The following is a 25441-nucleotide window of genomic DNA, read 5'->3' on the forward strand; positions in this document are numbered from 1 at the left end:
CATGCGTCGCCTGATCCATCTCGTGTTCCAGCCCGCCTCCCGGCTCGTCCGGCTGGCCCTGGGCGAAAAACGTCTCGTTGTCGATCCGCAAATGGCGGACGACACCCATGCGCACATGCCCCAGTTCATCGATCTCGACGGCACCACCGTCACCGGACTGTGGGCGATCCTCGATCACATCGAAGGAACCTATCCCGAAATTCCGCTGGTGCCCGACGACGCCGTCGAACGCGGCGAAGCCTTGCGCTGGCTTGACTGGACCGCGACCGTGCTGGGCGATCAGGTCACCCGCAAGATCGTCTCCGAGAAGGCGAACCCGCGCTATACCGGCACGCCCACCCGTTCGACGCCCGACGTCAACGTGATCCGCGCCGGCCGCGATGCCTTGCGCGAGTTGATCCCGTTCCTCGGCAAGACGGTGGACGAACACGGCAATCTCGTCAGCCGCAATCTCACCATCGCCGATTTGTCCCTGGCGGCGCATCTGTCGTCGCTCGACTATTTCGGCGAAGTGCCGTGGGATGCCAACCAGGGCTTGCGCGAGTGGTACATGCGGATGAAGTCGCGCCCCTCGTTCCGTTCGCTGCTCGCCGACCGCGTGCCGGGCCAGCCACCGATCAAATATTATGCCGATCTCGACTTCTGAGCTTTCCGATGAGGTCCGCAAACGGGCCTTGGCGGGAGGCTTCGATGTCGTGCGCATTGCTAGAGCCGCAGCGCCCGCGGGCGCGAGCGAGCATCTCGCCGCGTTCCTGGCGGAAGGCCGTCACGGCGATATGGCGTGGATGGCGAACAATTCCGACCGCCGCGCCGATCCCGTCCAACTATGGCCGGAAGCGAAAAGCGTGATCATGCTCGGCGTCAATTACGGCCCCGATCACGATCCGCGCACCGATCTCGATGCACCGGGCACGGGCGCGATTTCCGTCTATGCCCGCGGTGACGATTATCACGACCTCATCAAGACGCGGCTGAAGGCGCTCGGGCATTGGCTGTGCGATACCCACGGCGGCGACGCCCGCGTGTTCGTCGACACCGCACCGGTGCTGGAAAAAGCTCTGGCGCAGGAGTCCGGTATCGGCTGGCAAGGCAAACACACCAATCTGGTCAGCCGCAGTTTCGGATCGTGGCTGTTCCTGGGCTCGGTGTTCACGAGCCTCGACTTGGCGCCCGACACGCGCGAATCCGATCACTGCGGCGCCTGCCACGCCTGCCTCGACATCTGTCCGACGCGCGCCTTCCCGGCGCCGTACCAGCTCGATGCGCGGCGCTGCATTTCCTATCTGACCATCGAACATAAGGGCCATATTCCGCGCGAATTCCGCGAAGCCATCGGCAACCGCATTTATGGCTGTGACGACTGCCTTGCCGTGTGTCCGTGGAACAAGTTCGCGCAGGTCTCGCACGAGGCCAAGTTCGCGGCGCGCGAAGAACTGACCCGGCCGGTACTGCAAGAACTGGTTCGACTGGACGATGCCGCGTTTCGCGCGCTGTTCCGGAAATCGCCGATCAAGCGGATCGGCCGCGACCGCTTCGTGCGCAATGTGCTGATCGCCGCCGGCAATTCCGGCGACCCGGCGCTGGCGGCCGAAGCCGTGCGGCTGGCGGACGATCCCTCGCCGCTGGTGCGGGCGATGGCGGCATGGGCAGTGACGCGGCTTTTGGCCCTGCCCGCCGTCCGGGCGCTGGCAGCGATTCATGGTACAAGCGAATCCGATGCCGACGTGCGCCGGGAGTGGTTGCCATGAAGCTTGCCGCCGATACGGGTTACTGGACCGCCCTCGAAAAGCTGGTCGCGGAAAACCGGATCATCATCGAACGGCCGAAAGGCTCGCGCCATCCGCGCTTTCCCGAGATGATCTACCCGCTCGATTACGGCTTTCTCGACGGCACCAACAGCAACGACGGCGCCGAAGCCGATATCTGGCGCGGCACGCTTCCTGGCAACGCCATCACCGGCGCGGTCTGCACCGTCGATCTCGTCAAACGCGATTCCGAGGTAAAAATCCTGATCGGCTGCACGCCCGACGAAATCGCGGTGATCGACGAATTCTACAACACCGGACCCTACATGAAGGGCCTGACGATTATCCGGTGAACGTGGAGCACGGGCTCGTCTTGCCGTGATTGTCGGAGCCCCAGCGACGGTAGGCTTTGCTGTCGATGTGAAAGCGCACGCCGTCGTAGAAGCCAAGACCGATATTGTAGCCCTTGCCTTTGCGCGCATGCAGCCGGCACACCGTGGCGATCAATTCGCGCCGGGTGATCATGTCCTGCGGCACCAGATCGAGTGCATAATAGAGCGCGTGTGCGCTCCTCGGCGCTCCGCCTGCGCATGCGTTGAGCTTCGGTTCGCGCCAGCCGGATTCGACCATCACCGGCCCGATCTCCGGGATTACTTGATCGCGGATGAAACGCAGCGTCGGCACCACATGCGGCCACAGTTCCCGCGGCGGCATCGACCAGGGATAGCCGAGCCCGCAGGATCGCCAGCTTGAGGCATTGCGCAACAGGTCTTCGGGCCCGAGCACGTCGCCGACATGCGTCTTATCGAGATAGCGCTGCAGCGCCGCCACTTCAGCCCGCCGGCCCGGCGCCGCATCGAGCCAATCGAAAAACGATGGTTCGGCCTGGGCCGCACTCGCAAACAACACAACAGCGAGTACGACAGCCCGTATCATTTCCCGCCTTTGGATTGAAGCTCGTTCAAATAGCGTTTGGCATCGGCGGCCGTGCGGCCTTGGCCGCGGGCAGCGGCACTCTGCCAATCGCGCTTGGCGCCCGCAAGATCGCCGGCGGAGTACTTCATCTTGCCGCGCTCGACCAGCGCCGGCGGATAATCGGGATAGACTTCGAGCGACCGCACGATATCGGCAGCGGCTCCGGTTTTGTTGCCTTGCGCCCAGCGCGAACTCGCCCGCAGCACCAACAAATCGGCACGATTGGCATCCTGCGCCAGCGCCGCCGACAAATCGCTCTCGGCACCCCGCCAGTCGCGGATCAACCCGCGAGCCCTGGCCCGCGAGGACAACAAGCCAAGATCGTTCGGCTTGTCGGCAAGCGCTGCCGTGAACGAAGTGACCGCCTGCCCCGGCTTATCGGCGGCGAGCCACGCCGATCCGGCCTCGTCGAACAGCGCCGAGCGCCCGGCGGCAGGCACGTCGCGATTACGGCCGAGCGCGTCGAGCACGCGCGCCGCTTCGTCGTAGCGCTGCAAGGCATAGAGCGCGAGCGCATGACAATGCATGGCCGCCGCGCCGCCGCCGTGCACCTGCCAGGCGGCCGATTTCTTTTCCGCCGTCGCCGGACTGCGATCGACCATCGCGACGCAATCGTCGTAGGTCATATCTTCGGCCATTGCCGGCGCGGCGAAGGCGAGCAGAACGAGCGCATATTTCAGCATGGCGCGACATCCTTCAGCACGGATTCGAGCGTGCGTTGGAGAAGATGCAAATTTGCTTCGCTCGAGAGGCGATGATTGGCCCCTTTGACCAGGGTGAAGGTGACATCGCCCTGATAAACATCGAGCAGCTTGACGCCGAGTTGCCACGGCACATCCTTGTCGTCGGTCCCGTGCAGAATGCGCACCGGAGCGTCGAGAGTCAGCGGCGTGCCGAGCACCAAATTCTCCCGCCCGCTTTCGATCAGGCTCCGGCTGATGGGATACCCCTCGCCATCGTCCGGCTGATAAAACCAGCTTCCCTTAGTCAGAACTTCGTCGCGAATCTCCGGCGGCATCCGTTTCCACATCAATTCTTCGGTGAGGTCCGGCGCCGGTGCGATCAGCACGACGGCCGCAATCCGCTCCGGCCGCGCGGCCGCCACCAAGGTCGTGATCCAGCCGCCCATCGAAGAGCCGATCAGAACCTGTTTGCCCACGGTCAATTGGTCGAGCACCGCCAGGGCGTCATCACGCCATCGTGAAATGGTGCCATCCCGGAAAGCGCCCGAAGAGGTACCATGCCCGAAGTAGTCGAAACGCACACTAGCGCGACCTTCGCGCGCAGCGAACGCTTCCACGGCTTGCGCCTTGGTGCCGTTCATGTCGGAGTTGAAGCCCCCCAGCCACATCAGGCCGGGGCCACGGCCGCCGATTCGGTGATAGGCGATTTGCTCGCCGTCGCGGCGCGTGAGAAATTCGGTCATGGTTCTTTCCGAAGCGTCGGTCTACCGTACTGTGCCACGCCGTGGGGGCTCTGTTAAACTCGCTTCATGTTTCAGGAGGGTGCGATGAGGATTCGACTGTTGACACTTTTGGCAGCCCTGGTGCTGGGATTAGGCCTTTCCGGTCCGGCCCTTGCCCAGGATGCGGCGCCTTCCTACTCGATCGTGCCGCACACGGCGCCCACCTCCAAGATCGAAGTCGCCCAACTGCCGCCAGCCGGAGTATCGAATTTCGATCCGATCAAGGCCACCGACGCCTACCTCGCCCAGATTCCGGCCAAGGACCGGGCCCGCACCGACGCCTATTTCGAAGGCGGATACGTGCTCCAGGTCGTGGATCTCGTTTACGTTCTGGTCGTCGCAGGCCTGCTGTTGTGGCTGAAGATCTCGAGTCGGATGCGCACGATCGCGGAGCGGATCACGCGCTATCGCTGGCTGCAGGTCCCGATCTATACGGTGCAGTACATCGTGATCACGACCGTGGTGGCGCTGCCGCTGACGATTTACGAAGGCTTCTTCCGCGAACACAAATATGGCCTGTCCAACCAGACTTTCGGCCAATGGTTCGGCGAATTCGGCACGTCGTTCCTGATCGAAATCTTCGCCTTCAGCCTGGTTCTGACCCTGATTTACGCCGCCGCCCGGAAGGTTCAGCGCAGCTGGTGGAAATGGGGCGCCGGAATTTCCGTGGTGTTCGCGGTTTTGATGATCGCGGCCGGCCCCGTATTCATCCAGCCGCTGTTCAACAAGTACACGCCGCTGCCGGAGAGTGCGACCCGCAACGCCATCCTGTCGCTGGCGCGCAGCCAGGGCATCCCGGCCAAGGACGTCTATCTGGTCGACGCCTCGCGGCAATCCAAGCGCGTCTCGGCGAACGTTTCCGGCCTGTTGGGCACCACCCGCATCGCTCTCAACGACAACCTGATGAACCGTTGCACGCCGAGCGAAGTCTTGCAGGTCCTGGGTCATGAGATGGGCCATTACGTGATGAACCATGTGGGAAACATGATCGTCTGGTTCGGCCTGATCATCTGTTTCGGTTTCTGGTTCGTCGACCGCGTCTTTCACGGTCTGGTCCGCTTTTTCGGCGCCCGCTGGGATGTGCGCGGGATCGCTGATCCGGCCGGCTTGCCGCTGATCATGGCCGTGTTCAGCGTGTTCATGTTCCTGGTCACGCCAGTGACCAATACGCTCATCCGGACGCAGGAAATCCAAGCCGACCTGTTCGGGCTCAATCTGGTTCGCCAGCCCGACGCGGAAGCCAAAGTCGATCTCATGCTCGGCGAATATCGCAAGATGGACCCGTCGCCGCTCGAAGAATTCCTGTTCTTCGATCATCCCTCGGGGCGCTACCGCATCCTGATGGCGATGCGCTGGAAGGCCGAGCACCTCAACGATCCCGACATCATGGCGGGACCGATCTCGCCGCAGTAACATAGGCGAACAGCAAAAAGGGCCTGACGGAAACTCCGCCAGGCCCCATTTTTATTCGCCGTTCGCTATTCGCTAAATCTCTACGCCCAGCGGCTTCAGGAACGCGGCGGCGATCGCGCGGCGCTCGTCGTTCCAATCGGCGCGATGGCTCATGGCAAGCTGGGCCTGACTTTTCAGGATCACGCCGTCATCGAGAATCTTGAGACCGTTCGCCTTCAGCGTCGATCCCGTGGTTGTGATGTCGACGATCGCCTCCGCCGTACCCGCGGTCGGCGCGCCTTCGGTGGCACCAGCGCTCGGCACGATGCGATAATCGGAAATGCCGGCATGCGCGAAGAAGCTGCGCGTGAGTTGGGCGTACTTGGTGGCGATCCGGAGACGCTTCTTGTGGCGCGCGGCATAGGCGGCGCAGATGTCGTCGAGGTCGGCCATGGTGGAAACGTCGATCCAGCTTTTCGGCACCGCCACCACAACATCGGCAAAGCCGAAGCCGAGCCCCTTCAGCAACGTGACGCGATCTTCGAGTTCGGGCACGGCTTCGCGGATCAAGTCCTCGCCGGTGACACCGAGATGCACATCGCCGCCCGCCAGCGACGCTGCGATTTCCGACGACGACAGCAGCATCACGTCGATGCCGGGATGGCCCTCGACAGTGGCGCGATAGCCGCGCGCGCCCGCGGTCTGCTTCAACGCGATTCCGGATTTGCCGAGAAAGGCGTCGAACTGTTCCTTGAGGCGGCCTTTCGAAGGCACCGCCAGCGTAATCATCTCGCTCATGCAGTCCTCGCGGCCAGAAGACGTTCGGTACGAATGGCGCAGCCGATGGCGGTGGTGCCGCGCGGCGCGCCGAAGGATTCCAGAAGCGTGTCGTAACGGCCGCCGCCCGCGACTTCGCCGGCGCGGGTCCAGAACTCGAACACGAAGCCGGTATAGTATTCGAGATTGCGCCCGAAATGAGCGACGAACCGCACCTTGTCGAGCGGGATATCCATCCCCTTCAACGCATGCAGGCGTTCGGCCATGGCCGCCAGCGGTTTCACCATCTTGGCGGCGACCGGTTTCGTCAGGACACGGATTTCTTCCAATGCCGCTTCGCCGTTGCCGCTGACCTTCAGGAACTTGGTGATGAGATCGGCCACTTCCGGATCGAGACGCGGCGCGCTGTCATCGCACGCCTGCACCATCAGCCGCTCGACAATTTCGTCGCGTGTACGCCCGCCGAGCGGCGCATCGCCTTCCTTGTCGATCAATTCTTCGATAGCGGGCTTCAGTTCCATCAGCTTGAGACCGGCCAGCGCATCGACGGTCCGTTCGGTTTCGTTGACTTCGCCGGAGACCATGCGGGCCAGCAGCTTTTCGAAATAGCCGGTGCGCCAGACATGGCGCTTCAGCCGCCCGCGCCATTGCGCCGGCACTTCCAGCGCATCGACCAGGGTGTTGAACAGGCCGAGATCGCCGACCAGCATCGAAAAGTCTTTCACGCCGCCGGCGCGCACCGCCTCGGCGGCAAGACCCATCATTTCGGCATCGCCCGCAGCGCGATCGGCAAGGCCGAGCAGCTCCGCGCCCGCCTGCCAGAACTGGCCTGCGCCCGGCTGATGGCGGAACGCCAGCCCGTGATAGCAAAGTCGCGCCGGAAACGCGGCGCCGCTGTCGACCTGGAATTTGCAGGTCGGAATGGTGAGATCGGGGCGCAGGCACAATTCATGCCCGGTCGGATCGGTCAGTTCGTAAGTGCGGCGGCGGATTTCCTCGCCCGAACGGTCGACGAAGAGATGCGCCGGCTGCAGCACCGCCGGTTCGTGGCGGGTGTAGCCGTGATGCTTGAACACGCCGAGCACCGCATCGGCGACGCCGTTCAACGCATCAATCTCTTCCGGTCCGTAGGTAGGAAACGAGGCCATCAGTTTTGTTCCAGGATTTTCTTCACTTCGCTGACAAGATCGGCGCGCGCGATGGTGACTTGCGCGTTGCGGGCGCCGAGATATTCGGCCCGGCTTTCGACCTGTTTGGCCAGTTCGGCGCCGAGCTTCAAATCTTTGATCGTAACATTACCGGCTGCACGCTCGTCGTCGCCTTCCATCACCACGAGGGCGGCGCCGCGCTTGTCGGCATATTTGAGCTGGTCGGGGATTTTCTTGGTGCCGACATAGGCTTCGGCGCGCACGCCCGCGGCACGCAATTCCTTGGCGATGCGGAACGAGGACACCGTATCGCCCATGCCGAGCACGATCACCAGGGGAGCCACATCGGCGGTCAGTCCGCGCGCGGTCAAAGCCGCTAAAAGGCGCGACACGCCGATCGAAATGCCGGTCGCCGGAACCTGCTGACCGGTGAAGCGCGCCACCAGATCGTCATAGCGTCCGCCGCCCGCAACCGATCCGAACACGACAGTCTCGCCCTGCTCGTTGGTGACCGGGAACGTCAGCTGCGCTTCGAAAACGGGACCGGTGTAATAGTCGAGACCGCGGATGATAGACGTGTCGGGCGCGATCTGTTCGGCCGAATACCCGTTCTCGCGGCAGAGCGTCACAATGGATGCGAGCTGGTCGACTGCCGCTGCTGCCTTGGCGTTGTCGCCGACGATATCGCGCAGCACGGTCTGAAAATCGTCCCCCACGGCGCCGATCTCCAGGAAACGCAGGATCTTCGCGGCGGCATCTTCGGAGAGATTGGCGCCTTTGGTGTAGTCGCCGGATTCGTCCTTGCGGCCTTCGCCGAGCAGCGCTCGCACACCGGAAACGCCGAGCCGATCCAGCTTGTCGATCGCACGCATGACGATGCCGCGGCGCTCGCGTTCTTCGACCGGCAGACCCACCGCATCCAGAACACCATCGAGAATGCCGCGGGAATTGATCTTGACGATGTACTCGCCCCGCTTCAGCCCCAGCGCCTCCAAGGCATCGCACACCATCATCAGCAATTCGGCGTCGGCGGCGGGCGAGTTGCTTCCCACCGTATCGGCATCGAACTGGGTGAATTCGCGGAAGCGTCCCGGTCCCGGTTTCTCGTTGCGGTAGACGAGCCCCGTCTGATAGCGGCGGAACGGCTTGGGGAGATTCTGGAAATTCTCGGCGACATAGCGGGCGAGCGGCGCGGTCAGGTCGTAGCGCAGGCTCATCCACTGCTCGTCGTCGTCCTTGAGCGAGAACACGCCCTCGTTGGGGCGGTCCACGTCGGGCAGGAACTTGCCGAGGGCGTCAGTGTACTCAAAGGTCGGGGTCTGCAGCGGCTCGAAGCCGTAGCTCTCATAAACCCCGCGGATGATCTCGATCAGCCGGCGCTCGGCCGCGATTTCCGGTCCGAACCGGTCACGGAACCCGCGCGGTAACCGCGCCTTCGGCCGAACCGGCTTTTGGGCAATTTTCTTATCCGACGCCATGACAAAACCTTCGACAAGGAACCGGCCTTGTAGCGGCAGACCCCTGAAGGGGCAAGGAAAACGCCGCCGGGCGGCCGAAACGGCCGGTTTTAAAGGGGAAAATAAGTACAAGCCGAAGTCGGACATAGCTTAACCGCTTGTCAGCGCACGGTGCTTACCTTTCGCTGCGAAAGGAGACCTCCGTGGCAGAAATCGGCGACTGGTTGGAAAGCTTGAATTCGGCCTATACCAAGGACGAAACCCTTGCTTTCGAGTCTCCTATTTTGAAGGAGGCCTGCGCCGCCTGGTCGCGGGTGGGCGGGATACCGCCGCGCAGCGCGTTCACCCCCCGCTCGTCCAAGGCTTTTCTCGGTAATCTCATCATTTTCGAGCGCAAGGGCGGCTCGTTCTTAATTCGTCTGATGGGAACCCGCATCTCTACGGTTCTCGGGGAGATGCAGGGTAAGACGGTCGATGACGCCCTGCCGCCCGAAGTCGCCAAGCGCTGGAAAATCGTCCTGAGCGAAATCCTCGACCGGGCAAAACCCGTGCGTGTAGTGAAGCGGGTCGCCTTCAACGATCTGCATTATCTCGAAGCCGAATTGTTTCTGGCGCCATTGCTCGACGCCGAAGGACAACCCACAATGCTGTTCGTGGTTGCCGCGTTCCGATCGGGCGTCGCGCCAAGCCGTAAGTTCGGCGATCTCATCGCCGATGGATGTTGAACGGAGCCAGCAATGGCGGGAAACACGACGTCCAATCTGATCGGGTTCTTATGCGACACGCCGATGGTCGGCTCCGGCTATTTCGGCATGCTGCAGATCGGGCTGATGGCCGGCTGCCACAAATGGGAAACGGCGCTGGTGGTCAAATCGTTCGACCTCACCGATACCGCGCTCGCCGGCCGGGTGCGTGCCCTTCTCGAGCGCACGCCGCTCAGAGGCATCATCCTGCCCGAACCGATCTGCGAAATCGTTCCGGTCATCGAAGCGGCGATCGAAACCGGACTTCCGGTGGTGCGTATCGCGCCGCACACCGACCTCGGCACGACGCTCGATATCTGCCTCGACAACCGTGCCGCCGCCTACGACATGACGCACTACCTGATCGGCCTCGGACACCAGCGGATTGCGTTCGTCAAAGGCCCGCCCGATCACCGCGATGCGATTGCGCGCCTTGAGGGCTTCCGAGCTGCGATGGCCGATGCGGGCTTGGCGGTCGACGAAAGCCAGTTCCTGACCGGCGGCTTCGATTACGCCCAGGGGCTTGGCGCCGCCGAACGGCTCTTGGCGATGCGGCCGCTGCCGACCGCGATCTTTGCCTCGAACGACGAAGTCGCCGCCGCGATCCTGTCCACAGCGCACCGGCTCGGCCTCGATATTCCGGGCGATTTTTCGCTGGCCGGGTTCGACGATTCGCCGCTGGCGCGTTCCGTCTGGCCGCAGATCACCACTTGCCGCCAGAAGATGGAGTTGACCGGCTACATGGCCGTCGATTTTGTCATCGACCCGCCGACCAGCGCCGAAGCGCGCAAGCGGCCGATGCAGCACGAACTGGTGATCCGCCAATCGACCGCGCGAGCGGGCCGGCCGGTCGGCTAGGATAATCCAATCAACACAGTGGAGATTGACGCGATGAAGACCTACCTGGCCGCCGTTGCGGCTGCCGTGATGCTGACGTCCGTGGCGTGCGGCGAGACGGCCGCCAAGGCGCCCGGCCCCATGCGCGAAATCTCCAGCGTCGAGATGGCCAAGGAGATGTCGCCCGGCTGGAATCTCGGCAACTCGCTGGAGGCACTGCCCGGCGAGACCTCGTGGGGCAATCCGCCTGCCAATCAGGATTTGTTCAATGCCGTGAAAGCCGCCGGCTTCAAGTCCGTACGCATTCCCGTGTCCTGGGCGGCCCATGCCGATTCCGACGACATCATCAGCCGCAGCTGGATGGCGCGGATCACCGAAGTCGTCGATGAAGCCCGCAAGGCTGGGCTGTATGTCGTACTCAACGAGCATTGGGACGGCGGGTGGCTGCAGCCCACCGCGGCCAAGCAGGCCGATGGCAACGCCCGTCTTGCCAAGCTGTGGAAACAGATCGCCGAGAACTTCAAGGATTACGACGATCATCTCTTGTTTGCCGGCACCAACGAAGTGATGGTCGCGGGCAATTATGCGCCGCCATCAGCCGAAAACGTGGCAGCGCAAAACAGTTTCAACCAGACCTTCGTCAACACCGTGCGCGCCAGCGGCGGCAACAACGCCAAGCGCGTGCTGGTCGTGCAGGGCTACAACACCAACATCGACATCACCATCGCCAGTACGACCATTCCACCCGATACCATTGCGAACCGGCTGATGATGGAAGTGCACTGCTACGATCCGTACAATTTCACGCTCAACGACAAGAGCCGCATCTGGCAGTGGGGCGCGCTGGCGACCGATCCCGCTGCGACCGAAACCTGGGCCAACGAGGCCTATATCGACGGCCAGTTCGAAAAGATGAAAACGCATTTCATCGACAAGGGCGTCGGCGTGATCCTGGGCGAATACAGCGCGGTGATGAAAGCCGAATACCAGGGCCACGAGCGCCAGCGTGTCTATTGGGACGCCTACCTCACCAAGAGCGCCTTCAAGCACGGTCTTGTACCGATGTACTGGGATGCCGGCTCCACCGCCAATCACGGCTCCGGCCTGTTCAACCGCGCGACCGGCGCCCAGCCCTATCCCTACTTGGTCGAAGCGATCGTGAAGATGGCGCAGTGATCAATCGAGCGCGATGAACAGGTTCTTGCGCCGGGGATGGGAGACGAACCACGTCATCGCCCCGGCGATGGCGCCCATCAAGGCATAAACTGCAATGCTCGCAACGGTTTCGGAGTTGAGCATCGTTTGCTGCCTAAAGGCCACGTACCAAACCACGATCACTATTGCCGTCAGCACGAATCCCAGACCGAACGCGTTGAACAAATAGCGTCGTCGGTTCACCCCCATGCTCCACCAAATCGCGGTCGCAATGACGGCAATGACAGTTCCCACGCTCAGCGGTGGGCCAACGTACATGATCGCCCAAAACGTGTAGGTCCCCGTCTCAATTGGCTCATTGGCGATCCGCATCCCGATCAGGCGCCACATCTGCTCCCCACTCGCCAGCACGGTACCGGTGATGATCCCGCACATCAGCGCCAGCAGGTTGCGCCCGAAACGACGCAGCATTTTCGGACTGTCCGGCATCACTGGCCCCCCTCGAACACGAAGACCGTATCACCCCCTGTGCGGGCGCTAAAAACGCCAGATCGACCCTGTGCTTGACATACTGTGTTTCACATAGTATGTGGCAGACAGGATATTCTCTGGTGCCGCGAGCATGTGGTCGAGCCAAGACCAAGCCGTTTTCGAAAACCTCCGCCTGGAACTTCGGCGCGGCAGCGTGATTCTGGCGGTATTGGCGGCGCTCCGAACCGAGCAATACGGCTACACCTTGCGCAAGCGGCTCGAAGACGGCGGCATGCCGGTCGACGAAGGCACGCTCTATCCGCTGCTGCGGCGGCTGGAATCGCAAGGCCTGCTCGAAAGCCAGTGGCGCGAGGAGGACAAGCGCAAGAAGCGCTTCTACCGCCTCACCCAATCCGGCACCGAAATCTTCGCCCGCCTGATGACCGAATGGCAGAGCATCGGCGAGGCGGTCGCTCATCTCCACACCGATCCGGGAGAATCTGGTCATGGCGGGCAATGATCTGGTCGAACGCTACATCGCGGCCGTGAAGTTCTGGCTGCCGGAAAAGCTGCGCGAGGACATCGGCGCCGAGCTGGCAGACGACATCCGCTCCGAAATCGACGATGCGGAAAAGTCGAAAGGCCGGCCGCTGACCGAAGATGAAATCGCCGAGATCCTCAAGGCGCGCGGCCGCCCCATGACCGTCGCAGCGCGCTACCAGCCGCAGCGCCATCTGATCGGGCCAGAACTGTTTCCGCTCTACATCTTCGTGCTCAAGATCGTCGCGGTAGTCTGCCTGATCCCGCCGGTGGCGGCTTGGTTTGTCTGGTCGTTCGACCGATATGCCTTGCCGGTTCCGGACACCATCGCGTCGCCGTTCAACAGTTTTCTGATGGCGTTCGCAGTGGTCACGCTCGTGTTCGCGCTGATCGAGCACAAAGGCATCGACATCACCAAAAAGGCCGAGTTCAATCCCAAGGCGCTGCGGCCGGTGATCGACAAGAACCGCATCCCGCGCAGCGATTCCATCGGCGAGATCATCGGCGCCATGATCGGGGTAGGCTTCTATCTCGCCGGCTACTTTTCGCAGACGACCTATCATTTCCCGACCGGCGGCAGCATCACGGTGGCGCCCGAGTGGATCGCCTTCTGGCAGATCATCATCGGGCTGGCGGTATTCGATATCGCCCTTGGCGCCATCAACCTGTTCAAGCCCTACTGGAGCGGCCCGCGGGTGGTGGCGCGGCTCCTGCTCAACCTCGCCAAGGCGGCGGCGTTCTGCTGGCTGTTCCAGAGCCATCTGGTGCGCGCCGTGGACGGCGTCCCCGCCGTGGCTGCATCCCAGTTCCAGATGGTGAACGACAAGTTCGCCGAGTTCGCATTGCCCTTCTTCGGCTTCGTCGCAGCGATCATCGTCGCCAAGGCGCTGTGGCGGTTGATGCGGACCCTGAAGCCGCGGCCAGCAGTGGCGTGAATAAGAAAATACGCGAAACGCCCGCAAGCCTGCGGGCGTTTTTCGTGTAAAAACAAAGGAATAACAACAGCCCCTGACGGTGTCCGCCACCTTGAGCTGCGAAGCGGAAAAGGTGGTACAGGCGGTTGGAATCGAACCGACGACCTCCGGATCCACAATCCGGCGCTCTAACCAACTGAGCTACGCCTGCACGTCGGGGGGCGGAAACTAGGGGCGCCGGGCCCCAAATGCAAGCCGTCCGTCCCCCTGCGACATCCCTTCGAGGGGACGGTAGCGCCCCCGCCCGGCCGGGCTATGATCCACCCAAGTCTTGGGGGACGAAAACGATGAATAAGATCCTGCGCAATAGCCTGATCGGAGTTGGCGCCGTGGCGATCCTGGTGGTCGCCGCCCCGTTCATCATTCCGGTCGACACCTACCGCGGCCGGATCGAATCCGCCGCCGCCGAGGCCACGGGCCGCGCCTTCAAGATCGACGGGCCGTTGCGGGTGACTCTCTTCCCGCTAGGCGTCCGGGCGAAGGAAGTGACGCTGGCCAACGTACCCGGCGGACGGGCCTCGGTGATGGTGTCGGTCGGCGATATCGACCTGTCGGTCAAGGTGCTGCCGCTCCTCACCGGGCGGATCGCGCTCGACAAGATCGTGCTCGACAAGCCGACGATCGCGCTTGAAGTCGACAGGGCCGGCAACCCCAACTGGAAATTCGGCAAGGAGAGCGCCGGAAGCAAAAAGAAGAAAGGCACGCTCACGCTGCCGTCCGGCACCGAGCTTTCCGGCATCGAGGTCAGCGACGGCCGGGTGACCTACGACAACGCCAAGACCAACACGCATCGGGCCTTGGAGCACGTCAACGTCACGGTCGGCATCACCACCGCCGACAAACCGGTCACGGCCGACGGCGATATGACCTATGCCGGCCGGAAACTGACGTTTTCAGCATACCTCGCTACGCTGCAGACATTCCTTGGTTCGGGCACAACGCATTTCGACATCAAGGCCGACGCCGACCTGATGCACGCGGCCGTCAAAGGCATCATGACCCCCGACGGCACTACCACCGGCGACATCAAGCTCGAAACCTCCAACTTCCGCGATCTGGCAGCATGGTACGGCACCAAGCTTCCGGTGGGCGGCCTCGGCAAGCTGGCGCTGGCGGCCAGGATCGAGAATAAGGACAAGGTAACGACGTTCGATGGGCTCAAGATCGTTCTCGACGGCCAGACCATGAGCGGCCGATTGGCGGTCGACTCGCGGGCAACCGTGCCCGTGCTCGACGGTGCACTCACCGTCGATCATCTTGACCTCAATCCCTATCTCTTTGGCGGCCGCCACGAGCCAAGTGCTCCCAAAGAGAACGGCTGGAGCAAGAAGCCGATCAGCGTCGCCCTGATCAAGGAGTTCAACGGCCGGTTGGCGCTGACGACGGGCGCGCTCAGGGTGCAAGGCCTGCACCTCGGCCGCACGGTGTTGCGCATCGAAACCCAGGACGGCCTTCTCCAAACCTTCCTCGACCAAATCGCGCTCTATGGCGGCGGCGGCAAAGCGGAACTGACGATCGACGCGCGCGGGACCGTGCCGCGGTTTGCCAACACGCTGCAATTCTCCGGTGTGCAGTTGAAGCCGTTCCTCACGGACGCGCTCGGCCTCAGCACCATCGTGGGCACCGGCGCGCTCAATCTCGACATCGCCATGGCCGGCGCGAGTCCCAACGCGATCCTGCATTCGCTGTCGGGCAAAGGGGCCATCAGGGGCGCCAACGGCCGCTTCAAAGGGGTCGATCTCGGCGCGGTGGCGCGTTCGGTGCAAACCGCGCTCGGCGGCGCCACGAGCGATGCGGCCTCGACCTCGTTCCACGACATGGGCGCCAGCTTCTCGATTGGTAACGGCGTGATGACGACCCGCGACTTCCACGTCGCCGGCCCGGTAGTGCAAATGAACGGTCAAGGCGCCATCGATGTCGGCAACCGCACGATTGCCATGCGCGTACGTCCCGAGGCAGGCCTCGGTGGCTACGCCATCGGCGTGCCGTTCCTCATCACCGGAAGCTGGGACAAACTGCATTACGGTCCCGATGTCGCCGGCATAGTGGGCGGCATGATGGACAGCCTGAAAAACGGCGGTTCGGCGTTGGGCGGCCTGCTCGGAGAGGGTCGTGACAAAAACCAGCAAAGCGGTAAGAAGAATGTGGGCGATCAGCTCAAGGACATGTTCGGCATTCACTGAGGCATGACATGAAGACGTGGGGTGTTGTGGCATTGATCGGCGCCGCAGTGGTGCTGGCGGGCGGTTATTATGCGGTTCTCAATCTGACCCGAACCAAGCCCGTCCTCAGCGTCGCTACATGGGAAGGCGATTACGGCCACGCCCAGCGCTCGGCGCAGATCGTGCCGTTCGGCATGGCGAGCGGCGTCGACGCCCTGTTCACCTCCTACAATGGCGGCACCAAGGAGCTGACGCAGCAAGTGGCAAGCCGCCATTTCGACTGGGATGTCGTCGATATGGAACTGCCCGATGCGGTGGCTGCCTGCCAGTCGGGCCTGTTGGAAAAGATCGACGCCTCTGCCCTTCCCGCCGCCCCCAACGGCACGCCGGCCGAGAAAGATTTCGTGCCCGGCGCCATCGGCCCGTGCTGGGTCGCAAGCGCGATCTACAGCCAGGTGGTTGCGGTTGCGCCAGTCAAATTCGGCGACAAGGCCCCCGCAACGCTCGCCGATTTCTTCGATGTCCAGCGCTATCCCGGCAAGCGGGCGCTGCCGCGCGCTAGCGCCAAGCTGACCGTCGAAATGGCCCTGCTCGCCGATGGCGTGGTGCCGAAAGACGTTTACGAGGTGCTATCCAGCCCGCAAGGCGTGGCGCGGGCCTTGAAGAAGCTCGACACCCTGCGCGGCAATCTCGTCTGGTACGACAACCCGGCCGATGCGACGGCGATGCTCAAGGACGGACGCGCGGTTATGGCGTCGCTGCCCAACTGGGCGATTTTCGACGCCGAAAAAGACACGCCCGCCGCACCCAAGATGACGATCATCTGGGACCGCCAGCTATATCAGTCGGAAGTGTTCGGCATTCCGCGCGGCAACCCCAAGGCCAAGCGCGCCATGGACTTCGTGCGTTATGCCACCAACGCGCCGGTCCTCGGCAAGATGACGAGCTGGATCGCCTACGGCCCGGCCCGCCGCAGCGCCCTCGCCTATGTCGGCAAACATCCGGAACTCGGCTTTGACATGAAGCCCTATCTGCCGACGGCCCACTTCGCCACCGCGTTCCAGGTCGACGACAGCTGGTGGCGGCTGCACGGAGCCGACGTCGCCGTATTCTGGAATGAGTGGCTGACGAAATCCGACCCACGTTGAGCGGGATCAGCGGACGCGCTGCACCTTGATGAGCTGGTTGCGGCCGTCGACGGTCAGGCTGTAGCTGCCGAGGAATGCGCGCGCGATCGTGGCTTTATCGCCTTCCTTGCCTTTGAAACGATCGGTGTCGCCTTCGACCTGCCGCCAGACCTGGCCGTTGTCCAAGGTGATGATCGCCCGCCCGGTGAGCGAGAAGGCGAGCTTCGCGATCGCACCATGGATTTCGTCAAGCGGAGCGGGCTGGCCGGCCACCTCCCGGTTTTCTTTCTTGATGTATTCGGCGCCGAACTGGGACTCAGGCTGTTGCGGCTGCGTGGCTACCGGCGCGGAGGGCGCAGCGGCGGTCCCAGGCGCGGGAGCCGGTGCGGCCACTGGGGCGGGTGCCGCCACCGGCGCAGGTGCGGCAGCCACCGGCGGAGCAACCGGTGCGGGCGCAGCAGCCACCGGTGCAGGTGCGGCGGCCGACGCGGAAACCTCTCCGGCACGGAGGCGCTGGGCGATGGCGTCGTAGCAGGCCAGGCGTTCCTTGGCGTTGGTTTTGGCCGCGCAGATGCCGATCGAGAACTCCAGATTCGGCGCCGCTCCGGCCACGGCCGTCATGGCGACGGCAGCCATAAGGCCCGTTAACAGGCTTCGCATCATCCCTCTCCGTTCATTTGATCCGTTTGACCTTGAAGGTACCCCAAGCGCCCTCGATCGAGAGGCTATAGCTGCTGAGGAACCCGCGGGTAATCTTGACCGTGGCGGCCGCGGCGAGATCGGCGGTCACCGTATCGGAATCGAGCTGACGCCACACCTGGCCATTGTCGAGCGTCACAGTGAAGTGCTTGAAGGCGTTCCAGCGCACCGATGCCACCTTGGCGACCATCGATTCGGGCTCTTTCGCCGCCGTCTCGCTTTGCGGCAGGCGGTCTTCGCCGAAGGTCGGCTTGACCGCTGCAGGAGCCTCGGGGCGCGTCGCAACCGGAGCCGCGGCCGTATCATGCTGGGCCAAAACCCGGTCGAAACAGGCAAGGCGCTCGGCATCGCCGAGCTTGCGGCAGGCCTGCAGATCCGACCACACGTCGGCATGCCCGGCGGGGGCCAACGCCACAATCGCCGCCACGCCCACGGCCAATCTTGCCCAAAACCGGATCATCGCCCTCTCCCGCACATCCTATGCAGGTTATCGCCCCCGCCGCGCCGGCGCAAACCGCGGCTGGTCGCCAAAGGCCTAGCTGCCACAGACTCTTGCACTTGGAGGGATGAACGGGCAATTTCCGCCGGATGACCCCGTAGCTCAGCAGGATAGAGCATCAGTTTCCTAAACTGAGGGCCGCGTGTTCGAGTCACGCCGGGGTCACCAGCCTACGCTCGCGAAGCGAGAGAAGGCGCCGCGCCGAAGCCACTTGGCGACGGCGGGCTCGTTGCAGCGAGCTACGGCTCCGCAAGCCATTCCGGAAAGCTTCGCTCATGTGCGGAAAATTTACTCAGATGCTGACCTGGAGCGAGATGGTCGAAATCTCGGACCTGCTCCTCTCCGCCAAAACGGGCTCCATGGAAACGGTCACGCCGATGCGATTTGCCTCGGTGATCGTGCTTGATGACCAAGGCCGCCGCCGGACCGTGCGCATGCGTTGGGGCTTGGTGCCAGCCGGCGCCAGAGGCCCATCGGCCGCCAAACCGATCATCCACGCCCGCGCGGAAACCATCGACGTGAAGCCGACCTTCCGGGCCGCCTTCGCCGCGCGCCGGGGCATCGTCGCGGTAACCACGTTCAACGAGGGCCGCGAAGTAACCCCGACCAAGACCGAGCAGTACGTTTTGACGCCGCAAGATGGCGCTCCGGTTGGCATTGCGGTGGTGTGGGAGCCCCCAAGCAACAGCCAACCCGGACCGCTGAGCGGAACGCCCTTCAGCTTCGCCATGGTCACCGTGCCGCCGAACGATCTCATCGCCACGATCACCGACCGGATGCCGGCGCTGATCGATGCCGCCGACTGGCCGCTATGGCTGGGTGAAACGCAAGCGCCTCTGGAAGAGGTGAAGGCGTTGCTCAAGCCCTCGGACCGCGGCCTCGATATGAGACGCGCGGAAAAGCCGCCGTCCCGCAAAAAGGACGACGGCCAACCAAGCTTGTTCTAATCCTGGAGCCCTTGGCGGGCCGTCCCTGTGTCGGCGTGATCTGCACGCGCGACGCAAGCGGCGGTCCCGTTTCTGATCAGGGCGTGTCAGGTTCCGTTAGCGACTTGACATAAGCGAGCGCGGTCTTGCGCTTCTGCGGATCCTTGATGCGCGAGAAAGCGACGATCATCTGTCGCTGCATGGCAGCATCGGTGTCGGCATCAGCGTTGGCCTCTTCGAGAGCCCCGTGGGACGTCTCGAAAAAGCTTGCAACCGGAACGCCGAGGATTTCGGCGATTTCCATCAGCCGGCCCGCGCCGACGCGGTTCACGCCGGTTTCGTATTTCTGCACCTGCTGGTAGGCGATACCGAGACGATCAGCCAAGCCTTGCAACGTCATTTTCGCGTTCTTGCGGTGTTGCCGGATGGATTGTCCTACCTCGGCATCCAACACGCGCGAACGCTTCCGCCTGTCTGCCGATCCTGACCCCTGTGAGGATTTCATTGTGAGCTCATTCTTCTGTGCGCAGTTCATTCTTTTTCTCAGAAACGAGAACACCTCGTGGGAGGCGTCCCAAGATAATCCGGCTGCGTCATACGGCAACTCCCGAGGACAAATGAAATCGTCGGATATCCATCGATATCGCCGCGGAGCATGGGATTTCTTCAGGCACTCTATGACGAGTCGCTCACTAGGAGTCTTCTAAGGAGTCTACGCGAATTTCGGGTAGGAAATGCGCCAGCAGGCGACAACGTTCCGTTGACAGCGAAAGCATGGGTCCGTTGAGAATGCCAAGCATCCAAATCTACACCGCAGACGAGAAATGCGCGGATAGAATCGCATCTACATCCAGGCGACACACCAATCGCGGGCTTCTAGTCCCCGTATACGGGAACGGAGGGCGACCGACAATTTCCACCAATGGGTGAAATTATCATCTAGACACACGGAAATGTGACGCTGAGACGCACAGTTATCGCAATGGTACCAGCGGCAACTCTCGCGCCGCGCGGGCGCTTTCCTCTCCGGTTTCGAGAAGTTCCATTACTGAATGTGCTTCCGCCGGCGTGACGGCGAGCGGGGCAACCCCATGCAACGCATCGCGTACATTGGCGTAAAATGCGCCGTAGTCTCCACGTTCTACCGTAACGTCGCGCGCGCACCCATCAGGCAATACCAATCGCGCCGGAACAACTTCGCGGCCGTACGCGGCATCGCGGGGCGTAAGGCCATTCGAAAGATGGGCCTGTTGCGGATCGAGACCGCGCTTGATGAAACTCGCTCTTGTGCCGTGCGCGACAAATCGCAGATCGGTCGGCGCCAGATTGTCGCCCGCGAGCACGACGCGGGTCGTCGGGTAGCGCAGCACGACGTGGAAATAATCCGTAGTCTGAGCACCGGGGCGGCGCGCGGCGAGATCGGCGAAGATGCCGAGGGGACGGCCGAACAATTGCAGCGCCTGATCCAGAAGGTGGGCGCCGAGATCGTACCAGATGCCGGTCGCGAGACCGGAGCGTTCGCGCCAACGGTCCTGAACCACCGGCCGGTAAAGATCGAAGCGCGACTCCAGATAAGCGATCTCGCCGAGTGTGCCGTTTTCCCTGAGCTTCTTGATCGTCAGGAAATCGCCATCCCAGCGCCGGTTATGGAAGACGGTGAGCAGCCGGCCGCGCGCCCTTTCGATCAGGTCTTTCGCTTGGGCCGAAGTCAGCGCAAAAGGCTTGTCGATCACGACATGTTTGGCGGCAGCGAGCGCTCGCGCCGCCAGATCGAAATGAGAGTCGTTCGGGGTCGCCACCACGGCGAGATCGATCGAAGGATCGGCGAACACTTCTTCCGGATCGGCGGCAATGCGAACCGTTGGCCAAGCGGCGGCAATCTCGTCCTTGCGGCTCGACACGATGGCGGCGAGTTCGAGTCCTTCGGTGGCGGCGACCAGCGGTGCGTGGAACACGCGCCCTGCCAGTCCGTAGCCGATCACGGCAACGCGGATCATCAAAGCCTCACTTCGCGGCGTTCGGCGGCGCTGAGATCGCCGGCTTCAAGCACGTCCATCACCAGGATCGCGTCGTCGAGCGTCACCGGTTGCGGCGCCCGCCCCAGGATCGCATCGCGCACAGCCATGTAGAAACCACGCCCGTCGGCGGTTCCCGCGGGCGCCTGCTGCCCGGAGCCGTCGGGATACACCAACGTGCCGGGCCTTGGATCAACGCCCTCGCGTGTGTTGATGCCGTATTTGACGAAGCTGGCTTTGGAGCCGTGTACGACGAACCGCAGTTCCTGTTCGGGCGCGAGAAAACAGCTCGTCAGCACCACACGCAGTTTCTCGTAGCGCAGCGTCGCGTGGAAGAAATCGGCCGCACCGCCGCCGGGCCGCTGGATCGCCTGATCGCAGGTAATGGCCATCGGCTTACCGAACAGTTGCAGCACCTGATCGAGGAGATGGGGCGCCAGATCCCACCATGTGCCCGAACCCGGACCGGGTTTCTCGCGCCAAGCGTCGGGAACGTGCGGTGCCCAGCGGTCAAAATGGGATTCGAAATAGGCGATCTCGCCCAGAACGCCGCCGGCGATCAGTTGCTTGACCACCAGGTAGTCGGCGTACCAGCGGAAGTTATGGAACACGGTGAGGAGTTTGCCCGATGCCTCTGCGCGCCGCTTCAGTTCGCGCGCCTCGTCGCCGGTCACCGTGAATGGCTTGTCCACCACCACGTGCTTGCCCGCTTCGAGCGCCCGTGCGCAGAGATCGAAATGGCTGGTGTTGGGCGTCGAAATCGCGATGAGATCGATCGCGGGATCGGCAAACACGGCTTCGGGATCGTCGACCGCGCGCACGCCGGGATGATCGCGGGCAATCTCTTCGCTGCGGCGCGAGACGATCGCCTTGAGCGCCATGCCGTCAGTCCGGGCCACCGGTTCGGCATGGAACACGCGTCCGCCGAAACCGTATCCGATCACCGCAACATTGAGGGTCATCCGAAGAACATCCGTGCTCGTTTGCCGAACAGGAAGATATAGTTCAGCGCCAGCCAGACAAGCGACAAGCCGGCGCGCATCATGGCCGCATCGACGGACGACGCGCGATACCCGACCTCGTTGGCCCAGGAAATCACCATCGCCGATTGTACGATCAAGAGACCGAGGAACAGGGTCAGCAGGATCAGGAGCGCCAAGCGGCCCCAACGGTAGCCGTACCACGTCGTATGCGCGGCCAGGCTGATGAGCACGCCGGTAACGCCGACGAACGCCGCTTGCCCGCCCGAATAGCCGCGATCTTCGGCCAGGATGCTGGTCGCGATCATGAACACCGCCAGCAATCCGTTGCCGATGCTCAGTATCCAAATCGAAAGCGGCCGCCGGCCGCGCACCATCACGTTGTCGTTTGCCATGGGTGTCCCCCCGATCCGGTTCGAAAGTCTACCTATCGGAAAGTGGCAGTTCAGAGGCGGCGGAACGCTCCCAGCTGCAGCGAATCGGGCTCTCGCGCGATTTTGAACACACGCGCCAGCGTGGCGTCGGCGAAGGCTTCCGCGGGCGGACCATCGGCGGCGAGCGCACCCTGTTCGAGCACCAGCACGCGATCGCAATGACGTGCCGCGAGCGACAGGTCGTGCAGCGTGACCGCGACGGCGGTGCCCCGGCGAGCCTCTTCGCGCAAGAGATCCATCAGCCTGAGCTGGTGGCTGGGATCGAGATACGCCGCGGGCTCGTCGGCAAACAGCACCGCCGCTCCTGTCGCCAGAGCCCGCGCAAATAGAACGCGGGCGCGCTCGCCGGCCGACAACTCGTCCATGCGGCGGCGGGCGAAATGCGGCGCCTCGCAGCGCGCCAGCGCGTCGGCAGCGGCCAGACGGTCCTTCAGATCGGGTGGACCGAAACCGCGATATGGCAGGCGGCCAAGCAGCACAACATCCTCGACCGGCATCGGCCAGCGCGCCTCGCCGCCTTGCGGCAGATACGCCATGGCGCGCGCCAATGCCTCGCGCGGCCAGTCGGCCAATGCCTTGCCGAGCACGTCGACATGGCCATGGCTGAGCGGCTGCAAACCCAAGGCGGCGCGTAACAGCGTCGTTTTGCCGGCGCCGTTGGGACCGACAATGCCGGTCACGCTGCCAGCCATCAGTGATGCCGAAACGCGATTCAGCGCGGCCCGGCGGCCGAACGAAACCGAGACCTGATCGAACCGCACGCTCATGGCTGCCGCCTCAATTTGAGGATCAGCCAGAGGAAGAACGGCGCACCCAGCATCGCCGTGATGACACCGAGCAGAAGCTGGCCATCGGGCGTTATCAGGCGCAGTGCAACGTCGGCACCGGCCACCATTGCGGCGCCGCCGATCATGGAGGGTACCAACAGGCGCGAAGGCTGGTAGCCGAACAACGGCCGCAGCAAATGCGGCACCATCAAACCGACGAAACTCACTGCACCGGCGGCTGCCGTTGCCGCGCCGGTCGCCAGCGCCACGCCGAGCACCACACGTCCGCGCAAAGACCCGACCGCGATACCGAGCGAACGCGCCGCTTCTTCGCCGAGCGTCAGGGCGTCGAGACCGCGCCCCGTTGTGGCAAGCAGCCCCAGCCCGCACGCGACCAGCGGCAACGCATAGCTGAGATCGTTGAGGGTACGATCTTTCAGCGAGCCCATCATCCACAGCACCATTTCGCTCATGGCGTAGGGATTGCGCGCCAGCGACAGTGCAAGCGCGGTCAGTGCGGTCGCGAAACTGCCGATCGCAACGCCTGCCAGCACCAGGGCCACGGCGCCTGCGCCGCTTTTCGACAAGGCATAGAGGATCGCGGCGGCGATCAACGCACCGGCGATGGCGAACACCGGCAAGGTCAGCGGATGGAGCGCGACCAAGCCGAAATACATCGCCACCACGGCGCCGAGTCCGGCGCATGCGGTCACGCCGGTCACGCCCGGCTCGGCCAGCGGGTTGGCGAACAGTCCTTGCAGTGCCGCTCCGCTGCCGCCCAGTGCCGCCCCGACGATCAGCGCCAGCGCGGCGCGTGGCAGCCGGATTTCCTGAGCGATCACACCGGCCGCGCCTTTGCCGGTGAACAAACCCATCAGCAGTTCACGCGGGGCGTAATCGGCCGGACCGATCAGGAACGAGGCCAGCGCGAACACCAGCGCGGCAACGATAAGAGCCAGTGTCCAGCGCGCACTGCGGCTGAAGCGCTGCTCCTGCAAAATCGAGACGGTCGTCGCGTCCATCACGGCCTTTCTGTCGCCGCCGCCGGTCTTCCGGCTTCCCACGGCGCACCCCGGCCATCGGATGGACGACACGCGCGGCAGGTTTCCTGGCTCTGCGGCTGAGGTTGCGGCGGCCTTCCCACCCTTTGGGCAGTGACCGTCCGCTTAGGGCCGCTACAGTTGCGGGGGCAGCCGCGGGATTTCCACCCGCGTTCCCATGTCCGTGCGCTAGGCGATTAGTACGGCCGCCCTTTCGGCGGTGCAAGCGCCCGCGCCTTCCGCCCCAGTTCCGCCAGCGGCGCGCCGCTATCGAGGGACCACGGGCCTGGGCAGAGGAGCGGCGTCAACCCGGCGAATTCCATATGAGTTTTGCCCTGCAGCGCCTTGAAGGCGGGATGGTGCAGGATGGCGTAAGCGCGGGCCGAACCGCTGCGTTCCTCGCCGCCGAGGATCAGAAGCTCTGGGGCGGCGGCGATGACAGCTTCTACGGGTAGCTGCCCGCTGCGCGTTAATTGGGCTGGCGGGGCGGCGTTAACCAATCCGGCGATCTGCATCACCTCCTCGGTGACGCCTTGCACCGTGGCATAGCCTTGCGGCTCGTAAAGAATGGTACGGACAGGCGGGCGCGGGGCGTCACGGCGGACCGCAGCGAGTTTGCGATCCATGTCCGCCAGCAGAGCCGCAGCGCGATCGGGTGTCCCCAGCTTTTCGCCCAGCATTTTCGTGACGGCACGCACGTCGGCGAGCGAATTGGCCCACGGCACGTCCAGCACCGGCACACCCAGCCGGTTGAGACTGAGATGCAGGCGGGGATTGGTCCCGGCATACATCACCACCAGATCGGGTTTCCGGGCCAGCACGGCCTCGGTCGAGGGCCGGATCACCGGCATTCCGGCAGCGGCATCGACGATGGTGGACACCACGGGATTGCGATCCACCGCCTCATAGGAAAGCGCCGCGATCCGGCCCCGCGGCACCAGCCGGAAGACGTATTCGTCGGTGCACAAGAAGGTCGACACGATTCTGTGCGCCGGCGGCGCCGCAAAAGCGGGTAGAATCAGGTTTGCCGCAGCACAGGCGGCGGCCGCAAGCCACTTTGTTTGCCAGCGCATATTGTCGTTCCGGGTCACGCTACCTACATCGGTACCACAC

28 protein-coding genes, 2 tRNA genes and 1 riboswitch are annotated in these 25441 nt (G+C 63.5%); of the genes, 13 read left to right on the forward strand and 17 right to left on the reverse strand.

Features of this window, described 5'->3' with window-relative positions; translation table 11 throughout:
- The first annotated feature begins 1 nt into the window (after nucleotide 1).
- From FHS84_RS07080 to FHS84_RS07090, 3 genes are read left to right on the forward strand one after another with little or no spacing between them, the layout of a single operon-like run.
- Entirely contained in the window at nucleotides 2-646 is a 645-nt protein-coding gene (locus tag FHS84_RS07080) for a glutathione S-transferase family protein (protein WP_166932343.1), read from the forward strand.
- Nucleotides 627-1748 (forward strand): tRNA epoxyqueuosine(34) reductase QueG, encoded by a 1122-nt coding sequence (gene queG / locus FHS84_RS07085; protein WP_166932345.1) that lies wholly within the window; start codon nucleotides 627-629, stop codon nucleotides 1746-1748. The genes FHS84_RS07080 and queG overlap by 20 nt, the downstream gene beginning before the upstream one ends.
- Nucleotides 1745-2098 carry an inorganic pyrophosphatase gene (locus tag FHS84_RS07090; protein ID WP_166932347.1) on the forward strand — a complete coding sequence of 118 codons (354 nt, stop codon included), beginning with the start codon at nucleotides 1745-1747 and terminating at the stop codon, nucleotides 2096-2098. Before queG ends, FHS84_RS07090 begins: the two co-directional genes overlap by 4 nt.
- Here FHS84_RS07090 and FHS84_RS07095 read toward each other — a convergent pair.
- The 3 genes from FHS84_RS07095 to FHS84_RS07105 are packed head-to-tail and all read right to left on the reverse strand — an operon-like array spanning nucleotide 2088 to nucleotide 4146.
- On the reverse strand, nucleotides 2088-2681 hold the full coding sequence (locus FHS84_RS07095; protein ID WP_166932349.1) for a D-Ala-D-Ala carboxypeptidase family metallohydrolase: 594 nt from the start codon (nucleotides 2679-2681) through the stop codon (nucleotides 2088-2090). The two genes, FHS84_RS07090 and FHS84_RS07095, sit on opposite strands and share 11 nt — an antisense overlap.
- Nucleotides 2678-3403, reverse strand: a complete 726-nt coding sequence (locus FHS84_RS07100; protein WP_166932351.1) for a tetratricopeptide repeat protein — start codon at nucleotides 3401-3403, stop codon at nucleotides 2678-2680. The genes FHS84_RS07095 and FHS84_RS07100 overlap by 4 nt, the downstream gene beginning before the upstream one ends.
- A complete protein-coding gene (locus FHS84_RS07105; RefSeq protein ID WP_166932353.1) occupies nucleotides 3397-4146 on the reverse strand; it encodes an alpha/beta fold hydrolase in 750 nt (249 codons plus the stop codon). Before FHS84_RS07105 ends, FHS84_RS07100 begins: the two co-directional genes overlap by 7 nt.
- Before the next feature lie 84 nt (nucleotides 4147-4230).
- On the opposite strand from FHS84_RS07105, the gene FHS84_RS07110 reads away from it, so the two are divergent.
- Nucleotides 4231-5598 carry a M48 family metallopeptidase gene (locus FHS84_RS07110; protein ID WP_166932355.1) on the forward strand — a complete coding sequence of 456 codons (1368 nt, stop codon included), beginning with the start codon at nucleotides 4231-4233 and terminating at the stop codon, nucleotides 5596-5598.
- Between the two features lie 72 nt (nucleotides 5599-5670).
- Here the strand turns inward: FHS84_RS07110 and hisG are convergent, their stop codons facing one another.
- The 3 genes from hisG to hisS are packed head-to-tail and all read right to left on the reverse strand — an operon-like array spanning nucleotide 5671 to nucleotide 8980.
- Entirely contained in the window at nucleotides 5671-6375 is a 705-nt protein-coding gene (hisG, locus tag FHS84_RS07115; protein ID WP_166932357.1) for an ATP phosphoribosyltransferase, read from the reverse strand.
- Entirely contained in the window at nucleotides 6372-7502 is a 1131-nt protein-coding gene (locus tag FHS84_RS07120) for an ATP phosphoribosyltransferase regulatory subunit (protein WP_166932359.1), read from the reverse strand. The genes hisG and FHS84_RS07120 overlap by 4 nt, the downstream gene beginning before the upstream one ends.
- Nucleotides 7502-8980 (reverse strand): histidine--tRNA ligase, encoded by a 1479-nt coding sequence (gene hisS / locus FHS84_RS07125; RefSeq protein ID WP_166932361.1) that lies wholly within the window; start codon nucleotides 8978-8980, stop codon nucleotides 7502-7504. Before hisS ends, FHS84_RS07120 begins: the two co-directional genes overlap by 1 nt.
- A 182-nt stretch (nucleotides 8981-9162) precedes the next feature.
- Here hisS and FHS84_RS07130 point away from each other — a divergent pair, with 182 nt between their 5' ends.
- The 3 genes from FHS84_RS07130 to FHS84_RS07140 are packed head-to-tail and all read left to right on the forward strand — an operon-like array spanning nucleotide 9163 to nucleotide 11715.
- Nucleotides 9163-9684: a PAS domain-containing protein gene (locus FHS84_RS07130; protein ID WP_166932363.1), complete on the forward strand. Its 522-nt coding sequence runs from the start codon at nucleotides 9163-9165 to the stop codon at nucleotides 9682-9684.
- A gap of 12 nt (nucleotides 9685-9696) precedes the next feature.
- Entirely contained in the window at nucleotides 9697-10560 is an 864-nt protein-coding gene (locus FHS84_RS07135) for a substrate-binding domain-containing protein (RefSeq protein WP_166932365.1), read from the forward strand.
- A gap of 33 nt (nucleotides 10561-10593) precedes the next feature.
- A complete protein-coding gene (locus tag FHS84_RS07140; protein ID WP_166932367.1) occupies nucleotides 10594-11715 on the forward strand; it encodes a glycoside hydrolase family 5 protein in 1122 nt (373 codons plus the stop codon).
- Here the strand turns inward: FHS84_RS07140 and FHS84_RS07145 are convergent, their stop codons facing one another.
- The gene (locus tag FHS84_RS07145) at nucleotides 11716-12183 is read right to left on the reverse strand and encodes a hypothetical protein (RefSeq protein WP_166932369.1); all 468 of its coding nucleotides are present in this window, start codon (nucleotides 12181-12183) and stop codon (nucleotides 11716-11718) included.
- A gap of 133 nt (nucleotides 12184-12316) precedes the next feature.
- Between FHS84_RS07145 and FHS84_RS07150 the strand changes: the two genes are divergently transcribed.
- Both FHS84_RS07150 and FHS84_RS07155 read left to right on the forward strand, forming a co-directional pair.
- Nucleotides 12317-12685: a PadR family transcriptional regulator gene (locus FHS84_RS07150; RefSeq protein ID WP_166932371.1), complete on the forward strand. Its 369-nt coding sequence runs from the start codon at nucleotides 12317-12319 to the stop codon at nucleotides 12683-12685.
- Nucleotides 12672-13640, forward strand: a complete 969-nt coding sequence (locus FHS84_RS07155; RefSeq protein ID WP_166932373.1) for a hypothetical protein — start codon at nucleotides 12672-12674, stop codon at nucleotides 13638-13640. Before FHS84_RS07150 ends, FHS84_RS07155 begins: the two co-directional genes overlap by 14 nt.
- A gap of 113 nt (nucleotides 13641-13753) precedes the next feature.
- Here the strand turns inward: FHS84_RS07155 and FHS84_RS07160 are convergent.
- Nucleotides 13754-13830: transfer RNA gene (locus FHS84_RS07160), tRNA-His, on the reverse strand.
- Between the two features lie 136 nt (nucleotides 13831-13966).
- Here FHS84_RS07160 and FHS84_RS07165 point away from each other — a divergent pair.
- Nucleotides 13967-15862, forward strand: a complete 1896-nt coding sequence (locus tag FHS84_RS07165) for an AsmA family protein (RefSeq protein WP_166932374.1) — start codon at nucleotides 13967-13969, stop codon at nucleotides 15860-15862.
- Between the two features lie 8 nt (nucleotides 15863-15870).
- Nucleotides 15871-16989, forward strand: a complete 1119-nt coding sequence (locus FHS84_RS07170; RefSeq protein WP_166932375.1) for an extracellular solute-binding protein — start codon at nucleotides 15871-15873, stop codon at nucleotides 16987-16989.
- Between the two features lie 6 nt (nucleotides 16990-16995).
- Here FHS84_RS07170 and FHS84_RS07175 read toward each other — a convergent pair whose 3' ends face one another.
- Together FHS84_RS07175 and FHS84_RS07180 are read right to left on the reverse strand one after the other, a co-directional pair.
- A complete protein-coding gene (locus FHS84_RS07175; RefSeq protein ID WP_166932377.1) occupies nucleotides 16996-17628 on the reverse strand; it encodes a hypothetical protein in 633 nt (210 codons plus the stop codon).
- A gap of 13 nt (nucleotides 17629-17641) precedes the next feature.
- Complete coding sequence (locus tag FHS84_RS07180) at nucleotides 17642-18127, reverse strand: hypothetical protein (protein ID WP_166932379.1); 486 nt, start codon at nucleotides 18125-18127, stop codon at nucleotides 17642-17644.
- Nucleotides 18128-18257: 130 nt separating this feature from the next.
- On the opposite strand from FHS84_RS07180, the gene FHS84_RS07185 reads away from it, so the two are divergent.
- Both FHS84_RS07185 and FHS84_RS07190 read left to right on the forward strand, forming a co-directional pair.
- Nucleotides 18258-18334: transfer RNA gene (locus FHS84_RS07185), tRNA-Arg, on the forward strand.
- A gap of 107 nt (nucleotides 18335-18441) precedes the next feature.
- Nucleotides 18442-19113, forward strand: coding sequence for an SOS response-associated peptidase (locus FHS84_RS07190; RefSeq protein WP_279589286.1), 672 nt, complete (start codon nucleotides 18442-18444; stop codon nucleotides 19111-19113).
- A 76-nt stretch (nucleotides 19114-19189) separates the two neighbouring features.
- On the opposite strand, the gene FHS84_RS07195 is transcribed toward FHS84_RS07190, so the two are convergent.
- From FHS84_RS07195 to FHS84_RS07225, 7 genes are all read right to left on the reverse strand, one after another.
- Nucleotides 19190-19627, reverse strand: a complete 438-nt coding sequence (locus tag FHS84_RS07195) for a helix-turn-helix domain-containing protein (protein WP_166932383.1) — start codon at nucleotides 19625-19627, stop codon at nucleotides 19190-19192.
- Between the two features lie 439 nt (nucleotides 19628-20066).
- Complete coding sequence (locus tag FHS84_RS07200) at nucleotides 20067-21089, reverse strand: oxidoreductase (protein ID WP_166932385.1); 1023 nt, start codon at nucleotides 21087-21089, stop codon at nucleotides 20067-20069.
- Entirely contained in the window at nucleotides 21089-22069 is a 981-nt protein-coding gene (locus FHS84_RS07205) for an oxidoreductase (protein ID WP_166932387.1), read from the reverse strand. Before FHS84_RS07205 ends, FHS84_RS07200 begins: the two co-directional genes overlap by 1 nt.
- Nucleotides 22066-22482, reverse strand: coding sequence for a hypothetical protein (locus FHS84_RS07210; RefSeq protein ID WP_166932389.1), 417 nt, complete (start codon nucleotides 22480-22482; stop codon nucleotides 22066-22068). The genes FHS84_RS07205 and FHS84_RS07210 overlap by 4 nt, the downstream gene beginning before the upstream one ends.
- A gap of 50 nt (nucleotides 22483-22532) precedes the next feature.
- On the reverse strand, nucleotides 22533-23288 hold the full coding sequence (locus FHS84_RS07215) for an ABC transporter ATP-binding protein (RefSeq protein ID WP_166932391.1): 756 nt from the start codon (nucleotides 23286-23288) through the stop codon (nucleotides 22533-22535).
- Nucleotides 23285-24310 carry a FecCD family ABC transporter permease gene (locus tag FHS84_RS07220; protein ID WP_166932805.1) on the reverse strand — a complete coding sequence of 342 codons (1026 nt, stop codon included), beginning with the start codon at nucleotides 24308-24310 and terminating at the stop codon, nucleotides 23285-23287. The genes FHS84_RS07215 and FHS84_RS07220 overlap by 4 nt, the downstream gene beginning before the upstream one ends.
- 59 nt (nucleotides 24311-24369) lie before the next feature.
- Nucleotides 24370-24554, reverse strand: a riboswitch (cobalamin riboswitch).
- Complete coding sequence (locus FHS84_RS07225; protein ID WP_166932393.1) at nucleotides 24526-25401, reverse strand: ABC transporter substrate-binding protein; 876 nt, start codon at nucleotides 25399-25401, stop codon at nucleotides 24526-24528. It overlaps the preceding riboswitch by 29 nt.
- Nucleotides 25402-25441: the final 40 nt, after the last annotated feature.

The organism is Rhizomicrobium electricum (assembly GCF_011762045.1).
Taxonomy (GTDB): domain Bacteria; phylum Pseudomonadota; class Alphaproteobacteria; order Micropepsales; family Micropepsaceae; genus Rhizomicrobium; species Rhizomicrobium electricum.

Coding starts and splice junctions, on each gene's coding strand:
- FHS84_RS07100 (WP_166932351.1), bottom strand. CDS start 3,403: ATGCTGAAATATGCGCTCGTTCTGCTCGCCTTCGCCGCGCCGGCAATG.
- FHS84_RS07210 (WP_166932389.1), bottom strand. CDS start 22,482: ATGGCAAACGACAACGTGATGGTGCGCGGCCGGCGGCCGCTTTCGATT.
- FHS84_RS07120 (WP_166932359.1), bottom strand. CDS start 7,502: ATGGCCTCGTTTCCTACCTACGGACCGGAAGAGATTGATGCGTTGAAC.
- FHS84_RS07195 (WP_166932383.1), bottom strand. CDS start 19,627: ATGAACTGCGCACAGAAGAATGAGCTCACAATGAAATCCTCACAGGGG.
- FHS84_RS07155 (WP_166932373.1), top strand. CDS start 12,672: ATGGCGGGCAATGATCTGGTCGAACGCTACATCGCGGCCGTGAAGTTC.
- FHS84_RS07135 (WP_166932365.1), top strand. CDS start 9,697: ATGGCGGGAAACACGACGTCCAATCTGATCGGGTTCTTATGCGACACG.
- queG (WP_166932345.1), top strand. CDS start 627: ATGCCGATCTCGACTTCTGAGCTTTCCGATGAGGTCCGCAAACGGGCC.
- FHS84_RS07200 (WP_166932385.1), bottom strand. CDS start 21,089: ATGATCCGCGTTGCCGTGATCGGCTACGGACTGGCAGGGCGCGTGTTC.
- FHS84_RS07170 (WP_166932375.1), top strand. CDS start 15,871: ATGAAGACGTGGGGTGTTGTGGCATTGATCGGCGCCGCAGTGGTGCTG.
- FHS84_RS07150 (WP_166932371.1), top strand. CDS start 12,317: ATGTGGTCGAGCCAAGACCAAGCCGTTTTCGAAAACCTCCGCCTGGAA.
- FHS84_RS07220 (WP_166932805.1), bottom strand. CDS start 24,310: ATGGACGCGACGACCGTCTCGATTTTGCAGGAGCAGCGCTTCAGCCGC.
- FHS84_RS07110 (WP_166932355.1), top strand. CDS start 4,231: ATGAGGATTCGACTGTTGACACTTTTGGCAGCCCTGGTGCTGGGATTA.
- FHS84_RS07090 (WP_166932347.1), top strand. CDS start 1,745: ATGAAGCTTGCCGCCGATACGGGTTACTGGACCGCCCTCGAAAAGCTG.
- FHS84_RS07225 (WP_166932393.1), bottom strand. CDS start 25,401: ATGCGCTGGCAAACAAAGTGGCTTGCGGCCGCCGCCTGTGCTGCGGCA.
- FHS84_RS07205 (WP_166932387.1), bottom strand. CDS start 22,069: ATGACCCTCAATGTTGCGGTGATCGGATACGGTTTCGGCGGACGCGTG.
- FHS84_RS07190 (WP_279589286.1), top strand. CDS start 18,442: ATGTGCGGAAAATTTACTCAGATGCTGACCTGGAGCGAGATGGTCGAA.
- FHS84_RS07105 (WP_166932353.1), bottom strand. CDS start 4,146: ATGACCGAATTTCTCACGCGCCGCGACGGCGAGCAAATCGCCTATCAC.
- hisS (WP_166932361.1), bottom strand. CDS start 8,980: ATGGCGTCGGATAAGAAAATTGCCCAAAAGCCGGTTCGGCCGAAGGCG.
- FHS84_RS07175 (WP_166932377.1), bottom strand. CDS start 17,628: ATGCGAAGCCTGTTAACGGGCCTTATGGCTGCCGTCGCCATGACGGCC.
- FHS84_RS07180 (WP_166932379.1), bottom strand. CDS start 18,127: ATGATCCGGTTTTGGGCAAGATTGGCCGTGGGCGTGGCGGCGATTGTG.
- FHS84_RS07095 (WP_166932349.1), bottom strand. CDS start 2,681: ATGATACGGGCTGTCGTACTCGCTGTTGTGTTGTTTGCGAGTGCGGCC.
- FHS84_RS07215 (WP_166932391.1), bottom strand. CDS start 23,288: ATGAGCGTGCGGTTCGATCAGGTCTCGGTTTCGTTCGGCCGCCGGGCC.
- FHS84_RS07080 (WP_166932343.1), top strand. CDS start 2: ATGCGTCGCCTGATCCATCTCGTGTTCCAGCCCGCCTCCCGGCTCGTC.
- FHS84_RS07145 (WP_166932369.1), bottom strand. CDS start 12,183: ATGCCGGACAGTCCGAAAATGCTGCGTCGTTTCGGGCGCAACCTGCTG.
- FHS84_RS07140 (WP_166932367.1), top strand. CDS start 10,594: ATGAAGACCTACCTGGCCGCCGTTGCGGCTGCCGTGATGCTGACGTCC.
- FHS84_RS07165 (WP_166932374.1), top strand. CDS start 13,967: ATGAATAAGATCCTGCGCAATAGCCTGATCGGAGTTGGCGCCGTGGCG.
- hisG (WP_166932357.1), bottom strand. CDS start 6,375: ATGAGCGAGATGATTACGCTGGCGGTGCCTTCGAAAGGCCGCCTCAAG.